The 22,553-nt window shown below is 34.7% G+C and carries 19 protein-coding genes and 2 pseudogenes; 3 read left to right on the forward strand and 18 right to left on the reverse strand.

The features are described from left to right. Positions 1-40: 40 nt before the first annotated feature. The 9 genes and pseudogenes from G4Z05_RS10110 to G4Z05_RS10150 form a co-directional block, all read right to left on the reverse strand. Positions 41-1,741 (reverse strand): putative bifunctional diguanylate cyclase/phosphodiesterase, encoded by a 1,701-nt coding sequence (locus tag G4Z05_RS10110; RefSeq protein ID WP_163251833.1) that lies wholly within the window; start codon positions 1,739-1,741, stop codon positions 41-43. A 596-nt stretch (positions 1,742-2,337) separates the two neighbouring features. After that, a complete protein-coding gene (locus tag G4Z05_RS10115; protein WP_038538685.1) occupies positions 2,338-2,559 on the reverse strand; it encodes a helix-turn-helix domain-containing protein in 222 nt (73 codons plus the stop codon). Positions 2,560-2,569: 10 nt separating this feature from the next. Further along, positions 2,570-3,046, reverse strand: coding sequence for a DUF2975 domain-containing protein (locus G4Z05_RS10120; protein WP_163251834.1), 477 nt, complete (start codon positions 3,044-3,046; stop codon positions 2,570-2,572). A gap of 294 nt (positions 3,047-3,340) precedes the next feature. Next, complete coding sequence (locus G4Z05_RS10125; protein WP_163251835.1) at positions 3,341-4,498, reverse strand: mannitol-1-phosphate 5-dehydrogenase; 1,158 nt, start codon at positions 4,496-4,498, stop codon at positions 3,341-3,343. A 1-nt stretch (position 4,499) separates the two neighbouring features. After that, positions 4,500-4,937 (reverse strand): PTS mannitol transporter subunit IIA, encoded by a 438-nt coding sequence (locus G4Z05_RS10130; protein ID WP_163251836.1) that lies wholly within the window; start codon positions 4,935-4,937, stop codon positions 4,500-4,502. Next, positions 4,937-7,063, reverse strand: a complete 2,127-nt coding sequence (locus tag G4Z05_RS10135) for a BglG family transcription antiterminator (RefSeq protein WP_163251837.1) — start codon at positions 7,061-7,063, stop codon at positions 4,937-4,939. Before G4Z05_RS10135 ends, G4Z05_RS10130 begins: the two co-directional genes overlap by 1 nt. Before the next feature lie 203 nt (positions 7,064-7,266). After that, positions 7,267-8,688, reverse strand: coding sequence for a PTS mannitol transporter subunit IIBC (locus G4Z05_RS10140; RefSeq protein ID WP_163251838.1), 1,422 nt, complete (start codon positions 8,686-8,688; stop codon positions 7,267-7,269). A gap of 391 nt (positions 8,689-9,079) precedes the next feature. Continuing rightward, a complete protein-coding gene (locus G4Z05_RS10145) occupies positions 9,080-10,861 on the reverse strand; it encodes a transglycosylase SLT domain-containing protein (protein WP_163251839.1) in 1,782 nt (593 codons plus the stop codon). A 332-nt stretch (positions 10,862-11,193) separates the two neighbouring features. Beyond that, positions 11,194-11,766: pseudogene (locus tag G4Z05_RS10150) on the reverse strand (DUF4256 domain-containing protein). 445 nt (positions 11,767-12,211) lie between these two features. On the opposite strand from G4Z05_RS10150, the gene G4Z05_RS10155 reads away from it, so the two are divergent. Next, the gene (locus G4Z05_RS10155; protein WP_163251840.1) at positions 12,212-12,643 is read left to right on the forward strand and encodes a MarR family winged helix-turn-helix transcriptional regulator; all 432 of its coding nucleotides are present in this window, start codon (positions 12,212-12,214) and stop codon (positions 12,641-12,643) included. A gap of 22 nt (positions 12,644-12,665) precedes the next feature. Further along, positions 12,666-13,481: a class I SAM-dependent methyltransferase gene (locus G4Z05_RS10160; RefSeq protein WP_163251841.1), complete on the forward strand. Its 816-nt coding sequence runs from the start codon at positions 12,666-12,668 to the stop codon at positions 13,479-13,481. Positions 13,482-13,522: 41 nt separating this feature from the next. Here the strand turns inward: G4Z05_RS10160 and G4Z05_RS10165 are convergent, their stop codons facing one another. The 4 genes from G4Z05_RS10165 to G4Z05_RS10180 all read right to left on the reverse strand — a co-directional run bounded on the left by G4Z05_RS10165 (position 13,523) and on the right by G4Z05_RS10180 (position 16,852). Then, complete coding sequence (locus tag G4Z05_RS10165; protein ID WP_163251842.1) at positions 13,523-14,191, reverse strand: response regulator; 669 nt, start codon at positions 14,189-14,191, stop codon at positions 13,523-13,525. Positions 14,192-14,193: 2 nt separating this feature from the next. Further along, positions 14,194-15,357: a sensor histidine kinase gene (locus G4Z05_RS10170; RefSeq protein ID WP_163251843.1), complete on the reverse strand. Its 1,164-nt coding sequence runs from the start codon at positions 15,355-15,357 to the stop codon at positions 14,194-14,196. 23 nt (positions 15,358-15,380) lie between these two features. Beyond that, on the reverse strand, positions 15,381-15,914 hold the full coding sequence (locus G4Z05_RS10175) for a CcdC protein domain-containing protein (protein ID WP_163251844.1): 534 nt from the start codon (positions 15,912-15,914) through the stop codon (positions 15,381-15,383). A 503-nt stretch (positions 15,915-16,417) separates the two neighbouring features. After that, the gene (locus G4Z05_RS10180; RefSeq protein WP_163251845.1) at positions 16,418-16,852 is read right to left on the reverse strand and encodes a VOC family protein; all 435 of its coding nucleotides are present in this window, start codon (positions 16,850-16,852) and stop codon (positions 16,418-16,420) included. Positions 16,853-17,067: 215 nt separating this feature from the next. Here G4Z05_RS10180 and G4Z05_RS10185 point away from each other — a divergent pair. Next, positions 17,068-17,396 (forward strand): annotated as a pseudogene (locus tag G4Z05_RS10185) (YnfA family protein). Positions 17,397-17,734: 338 nt separating this feature from the next. On the opposite strand, the gene G4Z05_RS10190 reads toward G4Z05_RS10185, so the two are convergent. The 5 genes from G4Z05_RS10190 to G4Z05_RS10210 form a co-directional block, all read right to left on the reverse strand. Beyond that, positions 17,735-18,481, reverse strand: a complete 747-nt coding sequence (locus G4Z05_RS10190) for a MerR family transcriptional regulator (protein WP_163251846.1) — start codon at positions 18,479-18,481, stop codon at positions 17,735-17,737. A gap of 398 nt (positions 18,482-18,879) precedes the next feature. Further along, the gene (locus G4Z05_RS10195) at positions 18,880-20,322 is read right to left on the reverse strand and encodes a 6-phospho-beta-glucosidase (protein WP_163251847.1); all 1,443 of its coding nucleotides are present in this window, start codon (positions 20,320-20,322) and stop codon (positions 18,880-18,882) included. A 43-nt stretch (positions 20,323-20,365) separates the two neighbouring features. Then, positions 20,366-20,704: a PTS sugar transporter subunit IIA gene (locus G4Z05_RS10200; RefSeq protein WP_163251848.1), complete on the reverse strand. Its 339-nt coding sequence runs from the start codon at positions 20,702-20,704 to the stop codon at positions 20,366-20,368. Positions 20,705-20,714: 10 nt separating this feature from the next. Further along, complete coding sequence (locus tag G4Z05_RS10205) at positions 20,715-21,029, reverse strand: PTS sugar transporter subunit IIB (protein WP_327988984.1); 315 nt, start codon at positions 21,027-21,029, stop codon at positions 20,715-20,717. A gap of 77 nt (positions 21,030-21,106) precedes the next feature. Next, positions 21,107-22,432: a PTS sugar transporter subunit IIC gene (locus tag G4Z05_RS10210; RefSeq protein ID WP_163251850.1), complete on the reverse strand. Its 1,326-nt coding sequence runs from the start codon at positions 22,430-22,432 to the stop codon at positions 21,107-21,109. Between the last annotated feature and the right edge of the window lie 121 nt (positions 22,433-22,553).

Here is a 22,553-nt window from a genome sequence, read left to right on the forward strand (position 1 = left end):
ATAAGGCACCCACAACTTGAGTAAATTGTTTCCTTCAACATCAATTATTATTGACTACGTTAGTTCCTTGCAATACTGGAAGAATTTCATTGCTTGATAAAGGTCTACTAAAGTAATAACCTTGTCCCTCTTTACAATTAAGTTGGGTAAGAAGATCTAACTGTTCATTTGTCTCGATCCCTTCCGCAATTACATTAAGACATAATCGAGTCCCTAAATCGATGATCGCTTGTACAATTGCACCATTATCCTTTTTCATTTCATCAATAAAGGACCTATCTATTTTCAAACGATCTATTGGAAGTTGGCGTAAATAAGCAAGAGAAGAATAACCAGTACCAAAATCATCTATAGATATCCGAATTCCCAATTCCTTTAACTCTTTTAGAATGGGCAGTGTGATTTTCGGGTCTTGCATAATACTTTCTGTTAGTTCTATTTCCAAATAGTCTGGTTTTAATTTTGTCTCTTTTAAGATGCGTTTGACCATTGGGACTAAATCTTTATTTACTAAACTAGATGATATATTTACTCCTATTATAAATGGAGATATGTCCGCTTCTTGCCAACGTTGATTTTGTCGACAAGCAGTACGTAAAACCCATTCAGTGATTGGAACGATTAATCCCGTTTCTTCGGCTATAGGGATAAATTCGAATGGAGATATATTTCCTAAAACTGGATGCTCCCAACGAATCAATGCTTCAACTCCAATGATCTTATTGCTGCTAATGTCTACCTGAGGTTGGTAGTGGAGCTTAAATTGTTCTTTTTCAAGAGCTTGCCTTAATTCTGCTTCTAAATGAATGGTTTTCGTCATTTCTTCATAAATATCAGAGGTATAGAATTGAACGAAATGTCCTCCCCCTTTTTTTGCTTTATACATCGCCATATCAGCTTTAATAACAAGGCTTTCAATATCATTTCCATCATCGGGAAAAAAACTAACTCCTATACTAGCTCCTAGATACAATTTTTCCTTTTCATGAAAAAACGGTTCTTCAAGCTGCTTGATAATTTCATTCGCCAATGTTCTTACCTCATCAGGTGTACGGTCCTTTATTACAATAATAAATTCATCGCCACCAAACCGATATAATTCGGACTTTCCATTCAAGTGATCCGATAATCGTTTGGCAACATCTCTTAAAATTTGATCACCAATACTATGCCCTAACGTATCATTGACAAATTTAAAACGATTCAAATCTAAAAAAAGCAGTGCCATTTGCTCCGTTTCGGTGATCCATTTCGATAAATCTTTATTAAAGCAACGACGATTGCGAAGACCAGTTAATGCATCATGATGAACATAATAAAGGTTCTTTTCTTCTATTTCTTTCTGTTTTGTAATGTCTTGTCGTATGGAAATATATTGATGAGGTTTCCCTTCATTATCTAGAAAAGGAACAATGGTTGATTTTACCCAATAAAAAGAACCATCCTTCGCTTTATTTTTAATTTCCCCCTGCCATACCTCACCTCGTTGAATTGTATTCCACATATCTTTAAAAAACTCCTTAGTATGGTAGCCAGAGTTAACCACTTTGTGAGTCTTTCCTATTAATTCATTTTTACTATACTTAGATATTTTACAAAATGTTTCATTTACATAAGTAATAATTCCATCTTCATCAGTTATGGCAACAATGGAGGATTGATCTAAAGCAAACTTTATATCTGCTAACTCTTTCAATAGTAAATCTTTATCTTTTATTGAGTCTTGGAGGTCGTAAATCAATTTTCCCAACTCCCTTCACTACTATTGAAACGAACATGTCTAACCTATGCAAGATTATTGGTTAAAAAATCCTAAAAAGACACAGAATTTTAAAATTCTAGATAGTAGTGTCTAGGAAAATAGGTCCTTTAGAATAATTATGTCCATGTCTAATCTTGAATTTGCAGATTTGTTTGATTAAATGTTAATATCCATTTTTCCTTAGTAGTAGCAGTTATCATTACCCATAAAAAGGCTTTTGTCTTTACATTAAAATATATAAAGCTATTCAAATGTAAATAGCTTTTCATAAAAAAAGTATTCTGCAACCTGGCAGTCAAGCTATTCGTTTCCTTTACTCCTTTAACATATGGCTAGTTTTCAGAAGACTACCCTTTATCATATCTGTTCAAGTTAAGCAAAAAGAAAAAATGTTACCACCTGATATACTTTTTGCATAAATACGATTGCGACAAAAGGCAAAAGACAAACATCCTAGTTATACCTTTTTCATAAAAAGCAAAGGGGTAAAACTTAACAACAAGAAATAAAAATGACTGGGACTACTCCCAGCCAGTACGAACAAGTTATATGATTGATCCCATGAATTGAATTCTTTAATCTTGGGTGTCATCATCACTCCGATATTCTAGTATATCCCCAGGCTGACAATCTAAAGCCTTGCAAATGGCGTCTAAAGTAGATAATCGAATGGCCTTTGCCTTTCCATTTTTCAAAATTGAAAGGTTCGCCATTGTGATTCCAACCTTCTCTGACAGTTCGGTTACACTCATTTTCCTTTTCGCCAGCATCACATCAATATTAATGATAATTGCCATTGTTTTCACCTCAAACTGTTAAATCATTTTCTGATTTTATATCAATGGCTTCTTTTAAAAGTCTTTGAAGAACAGCAGCGAAGACTGCGATAACCATAGAAGCAAAGATAGGAACCATTCCGATAAAAATAGCACCCGGTGCATCATCCCGTTCGGCGAGGAGAAAAACGAATGGCAAAATAATTACATACAAGCCACTGTAAGTCATGGCACAGTATTTAATAATCTTAAGAGCTATAACAGCAGACTCAGAGAATGCCTGGTTCTTATCAATTAACATTAGAAGTTTAAAGGCCTGAACCAATGCAGTAAAATACGGTATTGCTGAAACATACATACCAATTACGATTGGATAAAGAATATGAGTATAAGCTGGATTGACAGGATTATTAGGTAACCAAAATAACCCAACTATCCCCAGAGTAAAAACTGGAGCCCCCATAAGAAATACCGCAATTTTTAAAAAGAGTGTGGATCCTCTGTTCATCATTAGCACCTCTTTTATATTCATTCATTTTGAATTTTACCACGGTATTTATCGTTTTACAATAAATTTTTATCATTTCAATATTATTTTTTATTGTTATTCACTGTTTGCCATGAAGATCTTTAAACGTAAGCGCCCAAATTAAAACCAAATCTCCTCCCTTTTGGGATGAGGCAATTTAATGTTAATTGATCTTATAAAGAAGAACAAAAGTACTAACACTCAACCAAGAAGTCTATAAAAAACAGCGTTGGACATCATCCAACGCTGAAAAATTTGGGTTTTACTCTTTTCTTATTTTTCATTTTTTAATTGATTATACTGCTCAACAATGCCCTTGAATATAGCTGAAGCAGAATCAAGTCCTGTATACTTCTCAATGGCAGCTTCCAGCCCCTGCTCCTTAATCATTGACTGAATTTGTACAGCTTCCTCATCTCCTTGAAAGTCATATAATAGAGCAGCTGCAATTCCTTTTAATAAATGAATAGGCTGACTTTCAAATAACTCATAATATTGTCTAGCTGGGCTGACCAACCTGTCATTCGGGCCAAGCTTTCGGATCGGAGAACGTCCCACCCTTGTTACTTCATCTACAATATATGGGTTACTAAAACGACCAATAATTTTTTGAATATACTGTTCGTGAGTTTCCTGACTGAAACCGTATTTTTCAACTAACATTTTACCGCTTTCTTTCAGTGCCCCTAAGACCAAATCATGGATCTGTCCTTTTTCCATCGCTTGATTAATGGTATCTACCCCATAATAGTACCCAAAATAGGCGGCTAATGCATGTCCTGTATTTACTGTGAACAGCTTCCGTTCAATATAAGGAACTAATTCTGGCACATAGGTAATGCCGGTTATGTCCGGTTTCTCCCCTACTATTTTTGTTTCCTCAACAACCCACTCGTAAAACGGCTCAACTTTGACCATTAGTTTATCTTCATTCACTTGGTTTGGAACAATTCGGTCAACAGCAGAATCCGGGAACCCAAAACGTACTTCAAACTGTGCTTTTTCATCGCTTGTTAATTGTTCAAAAACCTTTTCTTTTAAAAGTGAGCTGCCTCCCACCATATTTTCACAAGCAATAATATTAAGAGGCTTATCAGACTTCTCTAAACGTTTACGCAATCCATCAGCCACTAATCCTGCTATCAAAGGTAAAATATTTGGACCGATAGCAGTCGTTACGATATCCGCTTCGGCAATTGCTTCAACTACTTGTTCCGGATGCAGTTTACTATTAATTGCCCTAACATTTTTAACTACCTCTTCTTCTTGTGAAGAATCAGCAATGACCACCCGATATTCTCTTCGTTCATTAAGAAGCTGAACGATTTCTTCGTTGACATCCACAAAGCATGTTTCGTAACCAGAATGATATAATAAATTCCCAATAAATCCTCGGCCAATATTTCCGGCTCCAAAGTGAACAGCTAACATATTAGTTTACTCCTTCAAAGATCGCTAAAATTTCATCTGCAGATTTTGCTTCTACTAACTTGGTGATATTTTCTTCTTCGGAACATACAATTGCAATTTTTGAAAGGATATCTAGATGCTCATCGCCTTTTCCTGCAATGCCGATTAAAATTTTTACAATATTACCTCCGCCAAAATCAACACCACTTGGAACTTGTACAAAAGAGATTCCTGAATCTTTCACAAATTGTTTGGAATCCTCTGTACCATGAGGAATAGCCACAAAATTCCCCATATAAGTGGAAGTTAACTCTTCTCTTTGTAACATTTTTTCAATATAACTTTCGTCTACATACCCGTTTTTAACAAGAATGCTTCCTGCTAATTTAATTGCTTCTTCTTTTGTAGCAACAGATTCATTCAGTAAAATATTTTCTTTTGTAAAAATAGCTTTTGACATTAAAAAACACTCCTTAGTTCTTCAATTTTATCATTAAAAAATTGATCAAATTTTACAGTTAGCAAAGCCGATATACGGCTGTAAACATGTGACTGAAAAATATCCATCGTTTCTTGGCTCTCAATCAATAGGGAACTTAAATAGCTTAATACTTCTAATGACTTTTCAGATATTTTCACAGGGGATAGCATGAATAGTAGAACATTGATTTCCATATCCTTTTGGTCCATACCGATGACTTTTATTGGCGAATCCGTATAATTGATAACAAAGGTTGGTTTTATGACATGTACGGACCTAGCATGGTAAAGAGCCATTGACGTTTCAGGAATCCCTAATCCCCCAAGTTTTTCTCTTTCAAAAATTGCCTCAGCGACTTCATTGGCATTTTGAATCCGTTGATTTTCCATTAACCTTGAACATGTTTGCTGGATGATATCAGTTACAGTTTCCGAATCAGCTGCATGAATTACTTCAAATCCTTTAAGGATAGTAGCTATCGTATCTGCATAATCTTTTATACTATTCATTTCTACAATTAGCTGATCGCTAGACTTTCTCTCTGTAGAATGTTTGCGAGCGAAAGACAGATTTTTTTCGGATCCATTCATAATTTTGTGTTCATTGATATAAAAACGAATTTTATCAATTTCATCTTTGTTTAAAAAAGGGCTGACAACGATATAGTCCGAATCATAGCCAGGGATCGGAATGGTAGATAGGATTAAATGATAATCCTTTGGATTCATTTTTTTAAATTCCATGACAGAGACATTTTGAATGTCCTTAATCTCAGGAAATTCTCTTTGAAGTCGCGTTGCAAGCAGCTTCGAAGTACCTATTCCACTAGAACAAATTATTAATGTTTTCAGATTGGAAAAATCCTTCGCACTCATCAATGCAGCGCCAAAATGCATTACAAGATAGCCAATTTCCTCATCTGGCACATTAAGATCTTTAAACACTTCATCAGCTGCCTGTTTAACAATCAAAAATAAATCCTTATAATCTTGTTTAATTTTGTCTAATAATGGGTTGTTAATCCCCATTTTTTGTTTCATACGATAGATGGCAGGTTTTAAATGTACGACAAGCCCCTCAAATAACGGACGATTGTCTGATAAGTCGGTACCTGTAAGCTTACCTACCATTTCAATTAGACTTTTTGTTTTAATGGCAACTTGTAAACTAGAATCTTCAATAAAGTTTTCATTGTCATACCGGAGTTTAGCACCTTTTAAGTGCATAGTTATATAAGCAATTTCTGCTTCAGGAATGTTAATATCAAAAACCTGGCCTAATTGCCTGGCAATTTTTTGGGCAAATTTGTATTCTTTCGTTGACTGCTGGTCTTCCAAGTATTCCTTGTTAATTTCAATGCCTTCCCCTTTTTGTAGACGTTCAATAGCAAGTGCCAAGTGAACAACTAAACCAATATAAGCACTATCCGCCATTGAATAGGGCAATTCTTGAATAATGGAATCCACAATTTTTTCAACGATAATTAATTTATTTTTCTCTACAATTCCTAGTAGCCTTTCAGAAATGGTGTTGATGTGCTGGGTCGATCGTTTCTGTATATGTTCTCTAGCAAAGGAAAGTATTTCAGATTCATCCACATAAGCGGAGATTAAATGACTCATTGCACTTCTTTTGCTGCTCTCGTCCCCTTCAATTTCAACACCGTAACCTCTTCTTCTAATTAGTTTTAAACCAAAGCTGTGTAATCGTTCTTCAAGTTTGGTTAAATCGGCACTAACTGTTGCAATGGTCACATTTAAATCATTAGCAAGACCAAGAAGTTTTACGGGTCCATTCGATTCCAATAACTCACAAAAAATGATCGTTTGCCGCTCTTCAGGTGTATATTCTGTATGAGATAGATTAAATAAAAACAACTCCAGTTCTCGAATTTTTGCTTTATCACCCGTAATTTGAATACCTACACCTGATTTCTTTTTTAAGATAAGCCCGTATTCTTTTAAAATATCTTCTACGTTTTTTAAATCTCTGTGAACCGTTCTACCACTTACACCTATTTGTTCTGCGAGATCCTTAACTGTAACTTCATGATTGGCAGTTAGTAATATATCAAGAATCTGCCGTTCCCTTGCAGAAATATACATATTGCTCACTCCGATAAATGGAATTCTACTCCTATCTATCCTTCTTATCATGTTGCCAAAATTTTAATTTTATACTGCCACTTATAATGATATTCCTCACTAATCCTTAAAACAACTTAAGAAAAATATGAATTAGTCAATGGGATTGTTGCCATTTTTTAATAAAGAAAAAGTCCGGACATTACTCCGGACTTAAAAAACGTTTATTTATTTTTTAAATAATTGATTAATTCATCATACTTTGGACTATTCAAGAAGTTTTCAACTGAGATATGTGTGACATTTGGAAGCTTTGCTTTTGCGCGATCTGTTAAGTCTTTATGAGTAATAACAACATCGGCATCGTCTGGAAGATTGTTAATTGCTGTATTAATAACCGTGATATCTAATCCGGCTTTTTGTACTTTGTTTCTTAAAATAGAAGCTCCCATTGCACTTGATCCCATCCCTGCATCACAAGCAAACACAATTTTGTTCACTTTATCTGAGTTAACAGCTTCCTGTGTAGCTGTTAAGGCTGAAGAAACAGAGCTTTTCTTCCCTTTCATTTCTTCCATTTTTGCTGTCGCAGCTGATAAATCTTCTTCTGTTTGTTTACTTGTTTTTAAGATAAGAGAAGCTACTGCAAAAGAAACCACTGTTGCTACTAGTACACCTGCCAATACCCCTACATAGTTACCTTTTGGAGTCATTGCAAGCAGAGCAAAAATACTACCTGGTGAAGGAGCTGCTACAAGGCCCGCATTGAAAAGATTAAACGTGAATACACCACTTACACCACCAGCGATAGCTGCCAAAATGAGTACTGGCTTCATTAAAATATACGGGAAGTAAATTTCATGAATTCCACCAAGGAAGTGAATAATTGCCGCACCAGGAGCAGTTTGTTTCGCTGTTCCCCTGCCAAATAAACAATAAGCAAGTAAAATACCTAATCCTGGACCAGGGTTTGTCTCTAATAAGAATAGTATAGATTTTCCAGCTTTTGCAGCTTGATCAATTCCTAATGGGCTTAATATTCCATGGTTAATTGCATTATTTAAGAAAAGAACTTTTGCTGGTTCTATTAAAATATTGGCCAATGGAAGCAGGTTTGCATCAACAATGATTTCAACACCTTTTGCTAATGTCTTACTTACTGCTTCTACTACAGGGCCAACCCCTTTAAAAGCAAGGATTGTTAAAATTCCGCCCAAAATCCCAGCAGAAAAGTTATTAACTAACATTTCAAATCCAGATTTAACTTTCCCTTGAACCAATTGATCAAATTTTTTGATCACATAACCCCCGATTGGTCCCATAATCATGGCCCCTAGGAACATCGGGATATCGGTTCCGACAATCACCCCCATCGTAGCAGTGGCACCGACGACACCACCACGAACATCGTGAATCATTTTACCCCCTGTATAACCAATTAATAGAGGCAATAAATAAGTGATCATTGGACCGACTAATTTAGCAAGATCTTCATTAGGCAACCAGCCTGTAGGAATAAACAAAGCGGTGATAAGCCCCCATGCAATAAAAGCACCGATATTTGGCATTACCATACCGCTCAAATAACTTCCGAATCTCTGAATCTTAACTTTAACATTAGATCTATCATTATCTGAAGTATTCATCGATACGTACTCCTTTCAAATCGATTAAACTTTACAAGTTTATATTAAAGCGTTTGCAGGTGGCTATCAATTTATACAAAAATGCATTTTGTCACAATGATTGTTGACATAATTTAAGTACTTTTGAACTATAAAGAGACAAAAAAATACGAACAGTTTTTATTCTTAGATAAAAAGAGATTGACCGCTTAATCTCGACAATTACTTTTCTGTGTATTTTTTATCCAGAATGGATACATTCCAATTAATACTGAAAAATAACATGCTTCTACTCCCTATTTGAAAAAACTTTTAACACGAAAATTTTACTAAATTTTGTTAAAGATTCAGTTTTCAAAATATAAAAAGCCAACTTCTTTATTAAAAGAAGCTGGCCAAAATCATAACCTATCTACAACATGGCTCCACTAGGTCCTAATCTATATTTTCCAATCCATGTATTATATGCCATAACTCCATTTGAATAGAAGTAATACCACTTTCCATTAATTTTTTGCCACCCTGTCTGCATGGCACCATTGCTACTGAGATAATACCAACTGGATCCTTCTTTTAGCCAACCGGTTTGCATGGCTCCACTGCTGCTAAGATAATACCAGCTGGATCCATCTTTCAACCAACCAGTTTTCATAGCTCCACTGCTACCAAGATAGTACCAGCTCGATCCTTCTTTTATCCAGCCGGTTTGCATGACTCCACTGCTGCTAAGATAATACCAGCTCGATCCATCTTTCAACCAACCAGTTTTCATGACTCCACTGCTACCAAGATAGTACCAGCTCGATCCTTCTTTTAGCCAACCGGTTTGCATAACACCGTTAGGATTTAAATAGTACCAAAGGCCTTTATCGAGGATCCATCCCTTTTGCATTACACCATTTTCATCAAAATAGTACCAGCGGTTCCCTTCCTTGAACCATCCAGTATCTAATACTCCCGAAGAATAATGATATTTTTTCCCGTCCCGATCGACCCAGCCATTCAGGATATGTGTCTGAACCTTGATGCTTGCAGGTTCACTCACCCTATTCAAATGATCTTTATAAGTGATAGTTAGAGTAGTTCCTACCTTTTGTGAAGGAATTGCTACTTTGAATTCTCCTTCTGCATTAGACTCCGCACTTCCAACCAAGTATTTTCCATTCAGGATTTGAATCAATACATTGGAAAAAGGAGCTTTCCCGATTACAAATTTATCCTGTTGATTTACTGGATTTACAGTAGGTGCCTCTAATTTTTCCATGATATAAGCAGAGGAAATATAACCTGCAAACTTTCGATCCTCCGCTGTAACCGGATACCAGACAAATTGGTTACCCGGATTATACTGATCATAGATAAATTCCCCATCAATAATTAGAGTCGTATTCTTCGCTAATAATCTAGAACCAGTTGTCGTATTAATATTTGTTCGTAATCTTGCATTATCCTTCGTAACAACTACCTTTTCTCCTTTTTGAAAATGATAGTTAGAGGCATGCATCTGATCAGTAATAATATACTTCAGTTTATTGAAAATAATATTCTCGTCACTATTAGTATCATATAAGAAATCTTCCTTACTAAATGGGAATTCTGCTAATCTTGTATCACTTAAAAAGCTATCTTTTTCAATAGCGGAAAATACTTTTTCTTGATAGGCTTCCTTATTTTTGCCGCTTCCATCTTTATAAAGCGGGCTGTTTACAGGTTTGATTCCATTATACGCCATTACTGGAAAATACCAATTTTCAATAACTTCAGGTCCTGCCCCCTTTATTTTTGGCAAGTCCTTTCGCTGGTAGAATTTCTGTAGAATTTCGACACCTGCTTGGATATTGTAAGTTATATCTGTTTTCAATTTCTCTTGATCATAGTTTAATTGATTCGTAATCTGCATGATGCCAATCCCGCCGTCCGAAGACACTAGAGGCTTTCCATCTTTAAATTGTTTCCAGCCACTTTCCTGAGCAGCAATAGCCTTGACAACTTCTGGAGGAATATTTACTTCTAATGCTGCGTTCGTTAGTAAACAATTAATTTGCTGAGTAGAAGGATTTTGGTTTGGTTTTATTTGACCAAATGCTTCACATTTAGATGCCCAAGTTACTCCAGCAGCGGAAACATTTTCTGTTGGCCAACCAAGGAATAAGATACTCGATAATACCCCTAACTTAAGTAAGTAAGATTTCATCAATATTCTCCCTTATCTATTATTCTATCTCTTATTACTAGATTTTAACATGAAATAGAGTAAAGGGACGTTAATTTGCTTACAAAGGAAAAATCATTTAGATAAAAACCGCAAATACAACTCAAAGAAAGATACAATCTATATGTAAAAAGGAAGGATGTCTTCATATAAATTTAGAATGCGAGTTTTAATAAAAATGAATAAGAAGGAGTACTGATGCTATTCGTTGTTCTTCACATATAGGAAGGCACGACTCCCATTACAGAATCGTGCCGAGGCGTTGAAAAAGTTTATAAAAGATTTGTTCTCACATTTAACTTTTAGAGTCGGATTCAGACTCTGAGCGAGCCGCGGAAACCTCTTGCAGCATAGTAAGATTCTGCTCCATTGTGGTAGACAAAGACGGTGTCATAGCGTCGATCACAAAATATTGCCCCTCCAAGCTTTCTAATTTTGTCAGGTGTTTTCACCCAGCTGGATGTTTTCTTATCAAAGCTTTCAAGTTTTTGCAGTTCCCGATATTGTTCCTCCGTTAAAATCTCAATACCCATAGATGCAGCCATATCCATAGCACTATTTTCTGGTTTATGCTTTTTCCTTGATTCTAATGCTTCCCTGTCATAACAAACACTCCGTCGGCCACTAGGGCTTTCTGCTGAACAATCATAAAAAATGAATTCGTTAGAATTTTGATCATACCCCACAACATCTGGTTCTCCTCCGGTTCTTTCCATTTCGTGGAGTGACTATAGTTTTTCAGGCTTTGCATCCAGCTTTGCTTGGACTTTTTCCCATGCCAGACCTTCATGGCGGTGCATATTCTTTTCAAATCGAGCTTTCAAAACTTTTAATAATTCTTCACGTTGTTCTAGTGTCAACTTCTTATGATGATCCCCGTTTGTCATACTAGACTCCTCCTATTACTTTTTCCTGTATTGGGAGATAAACATTTATATTTCGATAATGTAAATAATCTATGAGGTTTGAAAACAGTTTACATTAGCTTACATATTTCGTAAACCGTATTTAGTTAAAGCGTTTTCCATACATGGTTACACTATACATTTCCTATTACATTATTGGTAAACCAATACACAATATAGTCAATCATTTTTGGTAAAGTTGATAATAGTTTTACATCATTTCCAAGTCTTAGGTTAGTCAAAATTAATATGAAGATTCCTCATTGCGTGAAGAAGGTAGAGTACGTTATCACTAAAGGTCACTTTCAAGGAGTAAACAAATCCTGTGGTCATTAGTAAATAAAGATTTACTAAAAATAAATATTAATGTTGAATAAATTAAATAAAAGTAATAATATATATACTATATAAAAGGAAGGAATTTTACATGATTGAAGAAATAGCAAAAGAATATATGTCTTTAATACCTAATGTTTTTGAAAATTTTAGGGAATTAAACAAAGATTCGACAGAATTAACCCATATGCAGAACCATGTAATTGAATATCTGTACATGCAGAATCGGCCATTAAAACTTAAAGAAATAAGTTATGGTCTTCATGTAGCTAAGCAGCAACTGACAAATGTTATTAAAGAATTGGAAGCGGAAGGATATCTCATCAAATCCCCAGATCAAAAAGATAAACGCGCCGTGTTAGTTTCTTTAACACCAAAAGGAAAAGAGATTCAAGATCGAAAATGGGGAAAGATCTATCAAAAGTTTAGTGAAAATATTAATAAGCTAAATACAGAAGAACAATTGGATTTAAAGTATGCCCTTCATAAGGTAAATATACTGTTGAATAAAATGAGGGAATAAGTACTATAGGAGAGACAATATTATGGATTTCACGAAGAATCATAAAATCAATTTAACAAAAGAAATGGAGACACTCCTAATTACTTTACAAGCAAAAGCCAAAGATAGTTTTTCCAAACATTCCATTCTTCAAGATAATAAGGCAGCGGATATTCTGCAAATGATTGACTACGATTTTGAAAAGGTTAGTCATTTTGGTAACGAAATGATGGTAATCAGAGCAAAACAATTGGATACATGGTTACAGGAGTTTATCAATAAGCATCCCGACGCAATAGTACTTAATCTTGGCTGTGGTCTAGATACAAGGATAGTAAGAATCAACCTGCCATCCACCATTCAATGGTTTGATGTTGACTTTCCCGAGGTAATTGAATTGCGTAAGTCCTTTTTCTCCAATCAAAAAGGCTACGAGATGATCCCTTCTTCAGTTACGGATCCAAACTGGTTAGAGAAAATACCGAATAACCGTCCCACAATGATTATTGCTGAAGGAATATTAGAGTACCTTAGTCAGGATGAAGTTAAAGTACTACTAAACCGACTAACAAACTATTTTCCACAAGGGCAAATTGCCTTCGATGTAATGAGCTCATTTGCTGTCCATTCCGGAAAAGATAGCCTAAAAGAAACAACTGGAGCTGTGCACAAATGGACCGTGGATCACATAAATGATGTAGATACATTGGATTCCAATTGGAACAGAATTGCAAACTTATCTATATTCCAATCTAAATACGTGCATAAACTTCCGCTTAAAACCCGTTTCCTATATTATACTATGGCTATGATACCAAACTTTAGAAACATGATACGTTTGCTGTTATATAAATTTTAAGAACTTAATAAGAAAGCAGTCTCGAATGAGACTTCTTTCCTTTATTTTACCATCCCATTTCGGATCGCCATCACTACTACTTGGGTGCGATCTTCACAGCCAAACTTTTGCAAAATTCGATGGACATGTGACTTTACTGTTCCTTCAGCAATGTTTAGCTTCTTGGCAATCATATCATTTCTCAGTCCATATGCCATTTCTTGCAATATTTCCTTTTCACGCATTGTTAATGGCTCTAATAGTAATGGTTCTTGCTGTTGATTAGAAACGAAGCTGTTATTTGCTACCCTTGATAGGACATTTGCTGCCGATGGGGTTTTAAAAACGGCCTCTCCTCTATAGGCAGCTCGAATCGTCTCCAGCATATCTTCTACCTCAGCATCTTTAAGCAAATATCCGACAGCTCCTGCTCGAATGCCTTGATAAATATATTCTTGGTCATCAAATGTGGTTAAAATAACGATTTTTGTATGTGGAGATTTTTTGATAATTTCCCTTGTTGCTTCTATTCCCGATAAAATCGGCATCTGCACATCCATTAAAATTACATCAGGTTGATATATGCAAGCCTTTTCAATCGCTTCTTTCCCATCAGAGGCTTCACTGATAAGTTCCATATCACTTTGGATACGGATGACATATCCAAAACCTTGTCGTATCATCGTTTGATCATCTACTAGCATAACTCTGATTTTTTCTTCATCCTGCATCTTTATCCCTCATTCTCATTTTGATTATCGACAGGAATTTCCACGGTTATTTCAAATCCATTAGGCTCTAAAATCAAATAGCTCATTTTTCCACCCTTTTCCTCAATTGCCTTCCTCATACTTTTTAATCCAAATCCCTCAAAAATTCCATCTTTTGATTCTAATTTTCCATTATCCCTAATCTTCATAATCACTTTACCAGGTACTTTATTCAATCTGACGGTGACAAAAGATGCTTGGGAATGGCGAATAATATTAGTAATTGCCTCTCGAAGAGTTTTGAATAATAGTTCATTAATAGAAGAATTTAATTCTTCTTCATTTAGATTAGAATGAAATTCGTATTGGATCGAGGCAGAGGTTTTCATTCTGGATAACAATGCCTTTAAAGGAGTAATCCCCGAAATCAATTGATTATCTGCCAAGGAATGAACTGATGTCCGAATATCTTGAAGTCCTTGACGGGCAACTGCTAACATTTCATCGATCGACTTTTCTGCTCGATTAGGATCTTTTTTAATCATATATTTTAATGCTTGCATTTGAACAATTAGTGAGGTCAAACTATGTCCAACAGCATCGTGAATTTCTCTTGCTATTCTTGTTCTCTCCTCCAAAACTGCATATCTCATAGATGTAACCGATGCTTCTTGCAATTGTTCATAGGCAGACTGTAATTCCTCCAATTGCTGTTTATTTACCCTATACATTTCATTTCTTTGAAGACGCTGCTTAATCGCAATGTAAAGAACTATTGTTAATAAGATGAAAGATATAATACTAAATGCATTTTCTTTCCCAAATCGAATATAAAATAAAGCGGATAAAAAAAGAGACACAATAATTGGAACGGGTGCTTTGGATAAAGATGACAATATAGTGAAGTAAAATATAATAATGGCAAGAAGGTAGATAAGGAGTAATTCGTGTAACCAATATACTCCTGCTACTGTTTCAATTAACAAAATACCCACAGCAAACACAATTTTTTTCTTCGTCCACCATGTTCTAGGGAATAATAGGATCAAGGAATATGTAATCCAAACACAGGTATTAAATAAAATTTTTGAAAAGGATCCAATAAAAAAATGATTGAAAAACATGAGAAAAAAGATGACTAATATACTAATCATCTTTTTTTCCTTTTGATGTGATTCATCAAACATCATCATAAAACTCCTTATTACATTCATGCATTTTTAGAAGTTTCCCTTTGTTTCTTTAACAATAAAATATAGTAAATACTATAATAAGCAAACATAATCAACATAAGTCCAGCAGTCCAAGAATTCCCTAAAACAGAACTAAAATTCTGAATTCCATTTGCCTGCTTTTGTTGAACTAAATCAAGGGCGCCTCCGGTAACAATACCATAAAATCGATAAATAAAACGAACAAGAAATAATAAGATAACAATACTACCTATCCAAATGTTCGGACGGTAATACAGACGTTTTTCACGTTGTTCAAAATGTGTTACGGACACACTATAAAAAGCTAGGATACTTCCTAAAAGTATTCCCACAACATCAGAAATGAAACTTATTGGATGAAATACTCCCTCAACAAGAAAGATTAGACCAATACTAAAAAACAATACAATTCTAAACAACATAAGTCCTTGATTTAATGGTTGCCAACCAATGTTTCGACGAATCATTTTAAATATGCTAAGTATTATTAAAGCAATCATCATGATAAGCATGTAAGAATGTTGATCCATGTTTATTCCTCCATAGTATTATTTAAAGTTGCATAATTGGGAACGAAGTTCTGCTTAAATATCATACATTGCATAATTTATAGTAACAACTATCCTAGGTTGTGAATATCCTTACATCATCTATATCTCTAGATATAGAATTATTCAAACTGTGTCCTAATAGGGGTTTAAAAAGTTCATTAAGAACAGGAATCTAAAAACCATTACTTTTAAATGAAAAAACAGAAAAAGTGTATTTATTCCTTAAAAAAATTAAAGAGGAAAGGAAACTCCATATTTATAATCAGTTTACACTTTAAAATCCACTGCATAGTTAATGGAATATGATTCTCATTTAGACAAAATAGCCCTCCTATGTAGCATAAATATCTTTATCCTTCTACACAGAAGGGATACGATCATTTCAAAATCTATTTTCAATCCTTTTTAAAATCTCCTTTATGATAGAAAATGCTATAACTAATCTTATTGTTGTATTATTGCAATATTATGTAAAAAGGATATTAGATATTATCTTTTTTCGAAAATTCCCAAGCTGGATTCCATACAACTTCCCACAAATGTCCGTCTGGATCTTGAAAATATCCAGAATATCCTCCCCAAAATGTATCGTGTGCTGGAATTGTAATCACCGCACCAGCCTTCCTAGCTTGTTCCATTACTTTATCCACTTCGTCTTTACTCTCAACATTGTGACCAATCGTAAATTCCGTTGGACTTATTGGTGTCTGTTTTAAATTTGTGTCATATGCGATATCTTTTCTTTTCCAAATGGCAAGTTTTAAACCGGATTGTAAGTCAAAAAATGCAACTGCACCATGTTCATATTCTTGTCCTACAATTCCTTCTGTCGGTAACCCTAGCCCATCCCGGTAAAATTTTAAAGACTTTTCCAAGTCATCTACACCTAATGTTATGACTGAAATTCTCGGTTTCATTTTATACCTCCAAAATTACTTCGTTTTTATGTAAATTGCCTTAGTGATGTATTCTATCGACATAGATTTAACCATTCTTTGGTATAAAATCTATCTAATAACCTCATTCCATTACATGAAGTATATGACTACGAATCCATTAGAACTTCAAGAAAATATTATAAGAAGATGTTATCATTTGCTCTAAATACTACTATTTTTAGGAAGTGGTTTCAATAATCCATGCAATCATTTTGTTTTTACTCACAGGATTAGCTGAAATAGGTGGCGGTTATTTGATTTGGTTGTGGTTAAGAGAAGGTAGGCCATATTATTGGGGAATAGTTGGAGGAATGGTATTAGCACTATACGGTGTTATTGCTACGTTTCAAACCTTTCCATCCTTTGGACGAGTTTACGCTGCCTACGGTGGAATATTTATTGTTCTCTCTGTTTTATGGGGATGGGGGGATCGATAAAAAAAACACCCGACATCTACGATTGGGTAGGTACATTCATATGTTTAATAGGTGTTGCGGTCATGTTATTTGCACCACGTCAATAAAAGGAAAACTATAAAAATCATGCTAGCTAATATCTTTCTAAAAGCACCCATTGAAAAACGGATGCAACTCTCTAAACAGGAAAGTCGCATCCGTTTTTAAACGACGGGAAGCTTCAAAACTTGCATAAGTAATAAAATTTATCCATTTTTGCAAGGCAAGAATTATTGAATAAAAAACGATAAGGCCATATGATATTTACTTTTTCCACAATACAGGTTGAACAATACATAGTGCACCCCAAGTGATTTTATGGCTTTTTTTTTTAAAAATAATCGCACACTCCATTTTAGGAACATCAGCGACAGTCTCTTTTATGGGAAATCACATATATAGATATTTACTTAAATTGATGACAAAAGTTTTCTGCCACAACATGTAGAAAATAGCTATAACCTACTTGTTGTTGTTCTAACATGTTTCTATGGAAATCATCCGTAATAAAAAACTTGGTTTGATTTAGAAAATCTTGAGGGGATGATGGAAGTCCCTTTCTTTTTAGAAAGGATAAATGCTTTTTTACACGTTCCATGATAGCTAAATGTCCTGGAGCAAACCCCTCTTGGAAAAATCGTATCATATCTTTATTAAATGACTGTGCTTCAAGGGCAAGCTCATTCATTGATTCTACATTAATAATCTGATTGGATAAGTCCACATTATACTCTTTTTTTAGATGTTCGTTTTGTTCTTTCAATGCTTCTTGCCATTCTTGTTCTGTCTCAAAACCTTTAAACATCGTATCCATATCTAAATCGACTCCTTCTTTGGCACTTTTAATCGAGAGATTAATTGTCTTAATTAGTTCATGATAATGTTCAATTCGTTGTTTCAATAATGCCTTTTGGTGGATTAACGTTTTCTCTCTATCTAATTTACCGTCTAGTAATTGTTTAATTTCCTTGAGAGAAAAATCCAGTTCCTTGTAGAATAGAATTTGCTGTAGTCGTTCTAAATCATTTTTTCCATATAAACGATAGCCGGCTTCTGTCGTTTGTTCCGGGACCAAAAGTCCGATTTTATGATAATAGTGCAACGTTTTAACTGTTGTATGAGCGATTTTTGCCACATCACGAACTGTATACATTTCTATTGCTCCTCTCGATGGTTGTTATAATAAAGTATCCTCTAAGGTAAGAGTCAACACATTCTTCGTCTATTTTTTAATGGAAATCACTCCCATTTTTTTACGTTCCCTTCTACTATTTCTCCATCAAAAAATTGATGTTTCCTTTCCCCCACTATGATCTTACATCCCTTTTAATTACGTATCTAAAAACATTACCTTAAACACGGGATAGGGCATGTGTTCTACTTAGGTCGTAATCCAACTTGAAAGTGCTACTTTTAAAAATAGATTACCTCTAGAACCTTACCGATTTATATAAAAAAAGAAGGTCTACCGGAGACCGGTAAACCTTCAGATATTTATCTACTCATAGCGTTTGGCAAAAGATGTGTAACTATTAAATTAGCAAGTTTTATTTACTTTTGGAAATTATCCAATTCAAGTTCTTCTCCATTTGTTTCAATAACCTTCTTATACCAATAGAAGGAATCTTTTTTTAATCGTTTTAATGACCCATTGCCTTGATCATCTTTATCAACATAAATAAGACCATAACGTTTTTCCATTTGACCTTCAGAAGAGGAAACAAGATCAATAGCTGACCATAAAGTGTAACCTAGAATAGGAATCCCATCTTCTTCTATTGCCTCTTTGAATGCTCTAATATGTGCACTTAAATAAGCAATTCGATATTGGTCATGAATTTTCCCGTCCACTTCAACCTTGTCTCTAGCCCCTATCCCATTTTCAACAATAAATAATGGCTTTTGATATCGATCCCATATGGAGTTAATCGTTATACGAAAACCGATTGGATCTATCATCCAGCCCCATTCTGAGCGGGATAGGTGTGGATTTACGACACCGCCAGCCGCATTCCCCGTATTCGTATCCACACCTTCCGTATTTGCCTTAGAAGTTCTGGAAGCATAATAGCTAAAGGAAATATAATCAACTGTATTCTCTTTTAATAATTGTATTTCTTCATCCGTCACATTAAGATGAATATTTTCTTTTTCAAATTTTTGTATTACCCAGCGAGGATACTCCCCTCGAGCTTGAACATCAATAAAGAAGAAAGTTTCTTGATTAGCAATTTGCGCCACCCGAACATCTTCTGGAGCACAGCTATATGGGTAGTATTCTCCAGCAGCTAACATACAGCCCATCTGAGCGTCAGGATCAATCTCTCGTAAACGTTTAGTCGCTAACGCACTCGCAACGAGCATATGGTGTGCTGCAGTAAAAATCACCTGGTTTCGCTTTTCATTTTCGTCAATGGTTACACCTGCTGCAGTAAACGGTTTGTGCAGTAACATATTGATTTCATTAAAGGAAATCCAGTATTTCACTTTTCCTTTAAAACGATTAAACAGTGCAACTGCATATTTCTCATATCGATCAATCATTCGGCGACTCTTCCATGAGCCAAATTCATCCATTAACCCTTTAGGCACATCAAAATGACAGATGGTTACAATTGGTTCGATATTATATCTTAATAATTCATTTATCACACTTTCATAAAACAGAAGCCCTTCTTCATTCGGTTCATCTTCCAATCCAGTTGGGAAAATTCTAGACCAGGCAATGGAAAAACGAAAACATTTGAATCCCATTTCGGCTAGCAAAGCAATATCTTCTTTGTAATGATGATAAAAGTCAATCGCTTCATGGGACGGATAATACAATCCTTCCGGTACATCAGAATATTTTCGTACTCCTCTAGCAATAGGTAATCGATATTCACCATAAGGAAGTAGATCAATATTCGATAAACCTTTATTTCCCTCTAAATACGCTCCTTCAATCTGATTGGCAGCTGAAGCACCACCCCATAAGAACTCTTTATGAATCATATATAATCACCTTTCAACAAATTCCATATAAAAAATAACTTTATTAATTTCCTTCATTGACATTTATTGAAAAGCCACTCACTTTTTCGTATAATGTAACAAATTCTTTAGCCATATCAAGAAAGGTTATTGCGTTCATTAAATGGTCTTGACCGTGAATTAACAGTAAACTTATTTCTGTTTTCTCACCGTTTGCCTCTTTTGTTAACAAGGAGGTTTGCGTACTATGTGCTGCATTTATAGCTGTTTCTGCTTCTTTTAATTTTTCTGCTGCCAAAGAAAAATCATTTTCTTTGGCAGCTTTGATGGCCTCCATAGAATAACTTTTCGAGTTTCCTGCATTCATAATCAATGACATAATGATTTCAATATTTGTCTCCATAACCATTCACCTATTTTTCTTTAATTAAGTCTAGAGCCTGTTGTAAAATTTTTTCACCATTCAATGTTCCATAGTGTTGTGGGTTAATCACATCGACACGGATACCTGTATCTTTGGTAGATTCCTTGAGTCTATTTTCTAAATAGCGAACTTGAGGTCCGAGAAGAAGAACATCTACATCATTCGTTTCCATATAATTTTCTGCTTCCGTTGATGGAATAGCCTCTATATACACATCCATATTTTTTTGGGCAACCACTTTTTTCATATTTGAAACAATCATACTAGTACTCATACCTGCAGAACATACTAAAATAATGTTAATTTTGCTCATATCAATATCTCCTTTTCATTCGTTATTTAATAAAATCTGTGTCGTATGTGTTGCGAAGTAAAATCCCCTTATGCAGCTTCGCTATCCATTTTCTCTCTAGCGCTTCGATCAGCAATTTTTACAAATGGGATATAAATTAATATGGATACAAGAATACAAACAATTTGTGTGATAACAGCACCAATACTTCCAGCTGTTGCAATAAATGCGTTTAGAACCGGTGGAACTGGCCAAGGAACCATGACGACAGCTTTCCCAGCAAAACCAAATAATGTTGAAAAATATCCAATTGTTCCCGTTACTAACGGTGTAATAATGAATGGAATGGCAAGAATCGGATTGAGCATAATTGGCAAGCCATAAATCAATGGCTCATTAATATTAAAAATCCCCGGGACAAACGATAATTTTGCAATTTGTCGATAATCTTCTCGTTTTCCTACTATGAAAATAGCAATTAATAAACCTAAGGTCGCACCCGACCCACCAAATGTCATATAAATATCCCAAAAAGGCATGTTAATAATATTGGGAACTTCTTCACCCGCTTCGAATGCTGCCGTATTTACAGCAATAGCCGAAAGTAATAAAGGTTCACGAATTGGTTTTACCATTTGCATACCATGAATACCAATGACCCAAAAAACTTGAGCAATTAACATGAGGGTTAGTACGCCAGGTAACCCTTGGATAAGCCCTTCTAAAGGTTTTTGTACAAGGGAATAAATAATGTCAAAAGCATACATACCTGTTAAAGCTTCAATAGCAAAGCCAATAGTAGCAATGATAGCAACAGTAAAAATGGTTGGTATTAATGATGAGAAACTATTAGAAACTGTTGCCGGTACAGATTCAGGTAATTTAATCTTTAATTTATCTTGTTTACTTAACCAGTGATACAATTCAATTGAAAGAATTGATACGATAATACCGAGGAATAAACCTTTGGTATCGGTATACTGTTTAGCCAATACATTTTGAACAATGATGCTAGAACCATCTTCTTGAATTAATTTAAAGAATGTTGGATTTACCGTTAAATAGGACATTACAGCAATAATACCCGGGAAGACCCCTTTGATATTATTGAGTTTGGCAACCTCAATCCCTAATAGAAACACCGCATAAATAGTTAAAAAATTTAATGTAAAATAGCTAATTGTACTTGAAATCGGTTTAAATTTTTCTAAAAAACTTAAAGCAGAAATTTGAGCTAACCCATTTTCTGCATCAAATATAACTGATGAAAACAATGTTGCGAAAGCACCCGTAATAATGACTGGGAGTAATGCAGCAAAAGTATTTTTAATGGCAATGATATACTTAATGCTGTTTACTTTTTCAGCAACTTTATTTAGTGAGTTGATTAATTTATCAAACACACCTGACGACATTGTAATCTTCCTTTTCTTTTTATTTTTAAACCTTATCTTTTTAAATTATTGTTTGAGGGGTGCAAATAATATCGCAATATTCCGAATAAAATTAGCACCAAATATCCACAAGTTGGGTTAA

It is taken from the genome of Neobacillus thermocopriae, assembly GCF_010975035.1.
GTDB lineage: Bacteria > Bacillota > Bacilli > Bacillales > Cytobacillaceae > Neobacillus > Neobacillus thermocopriae.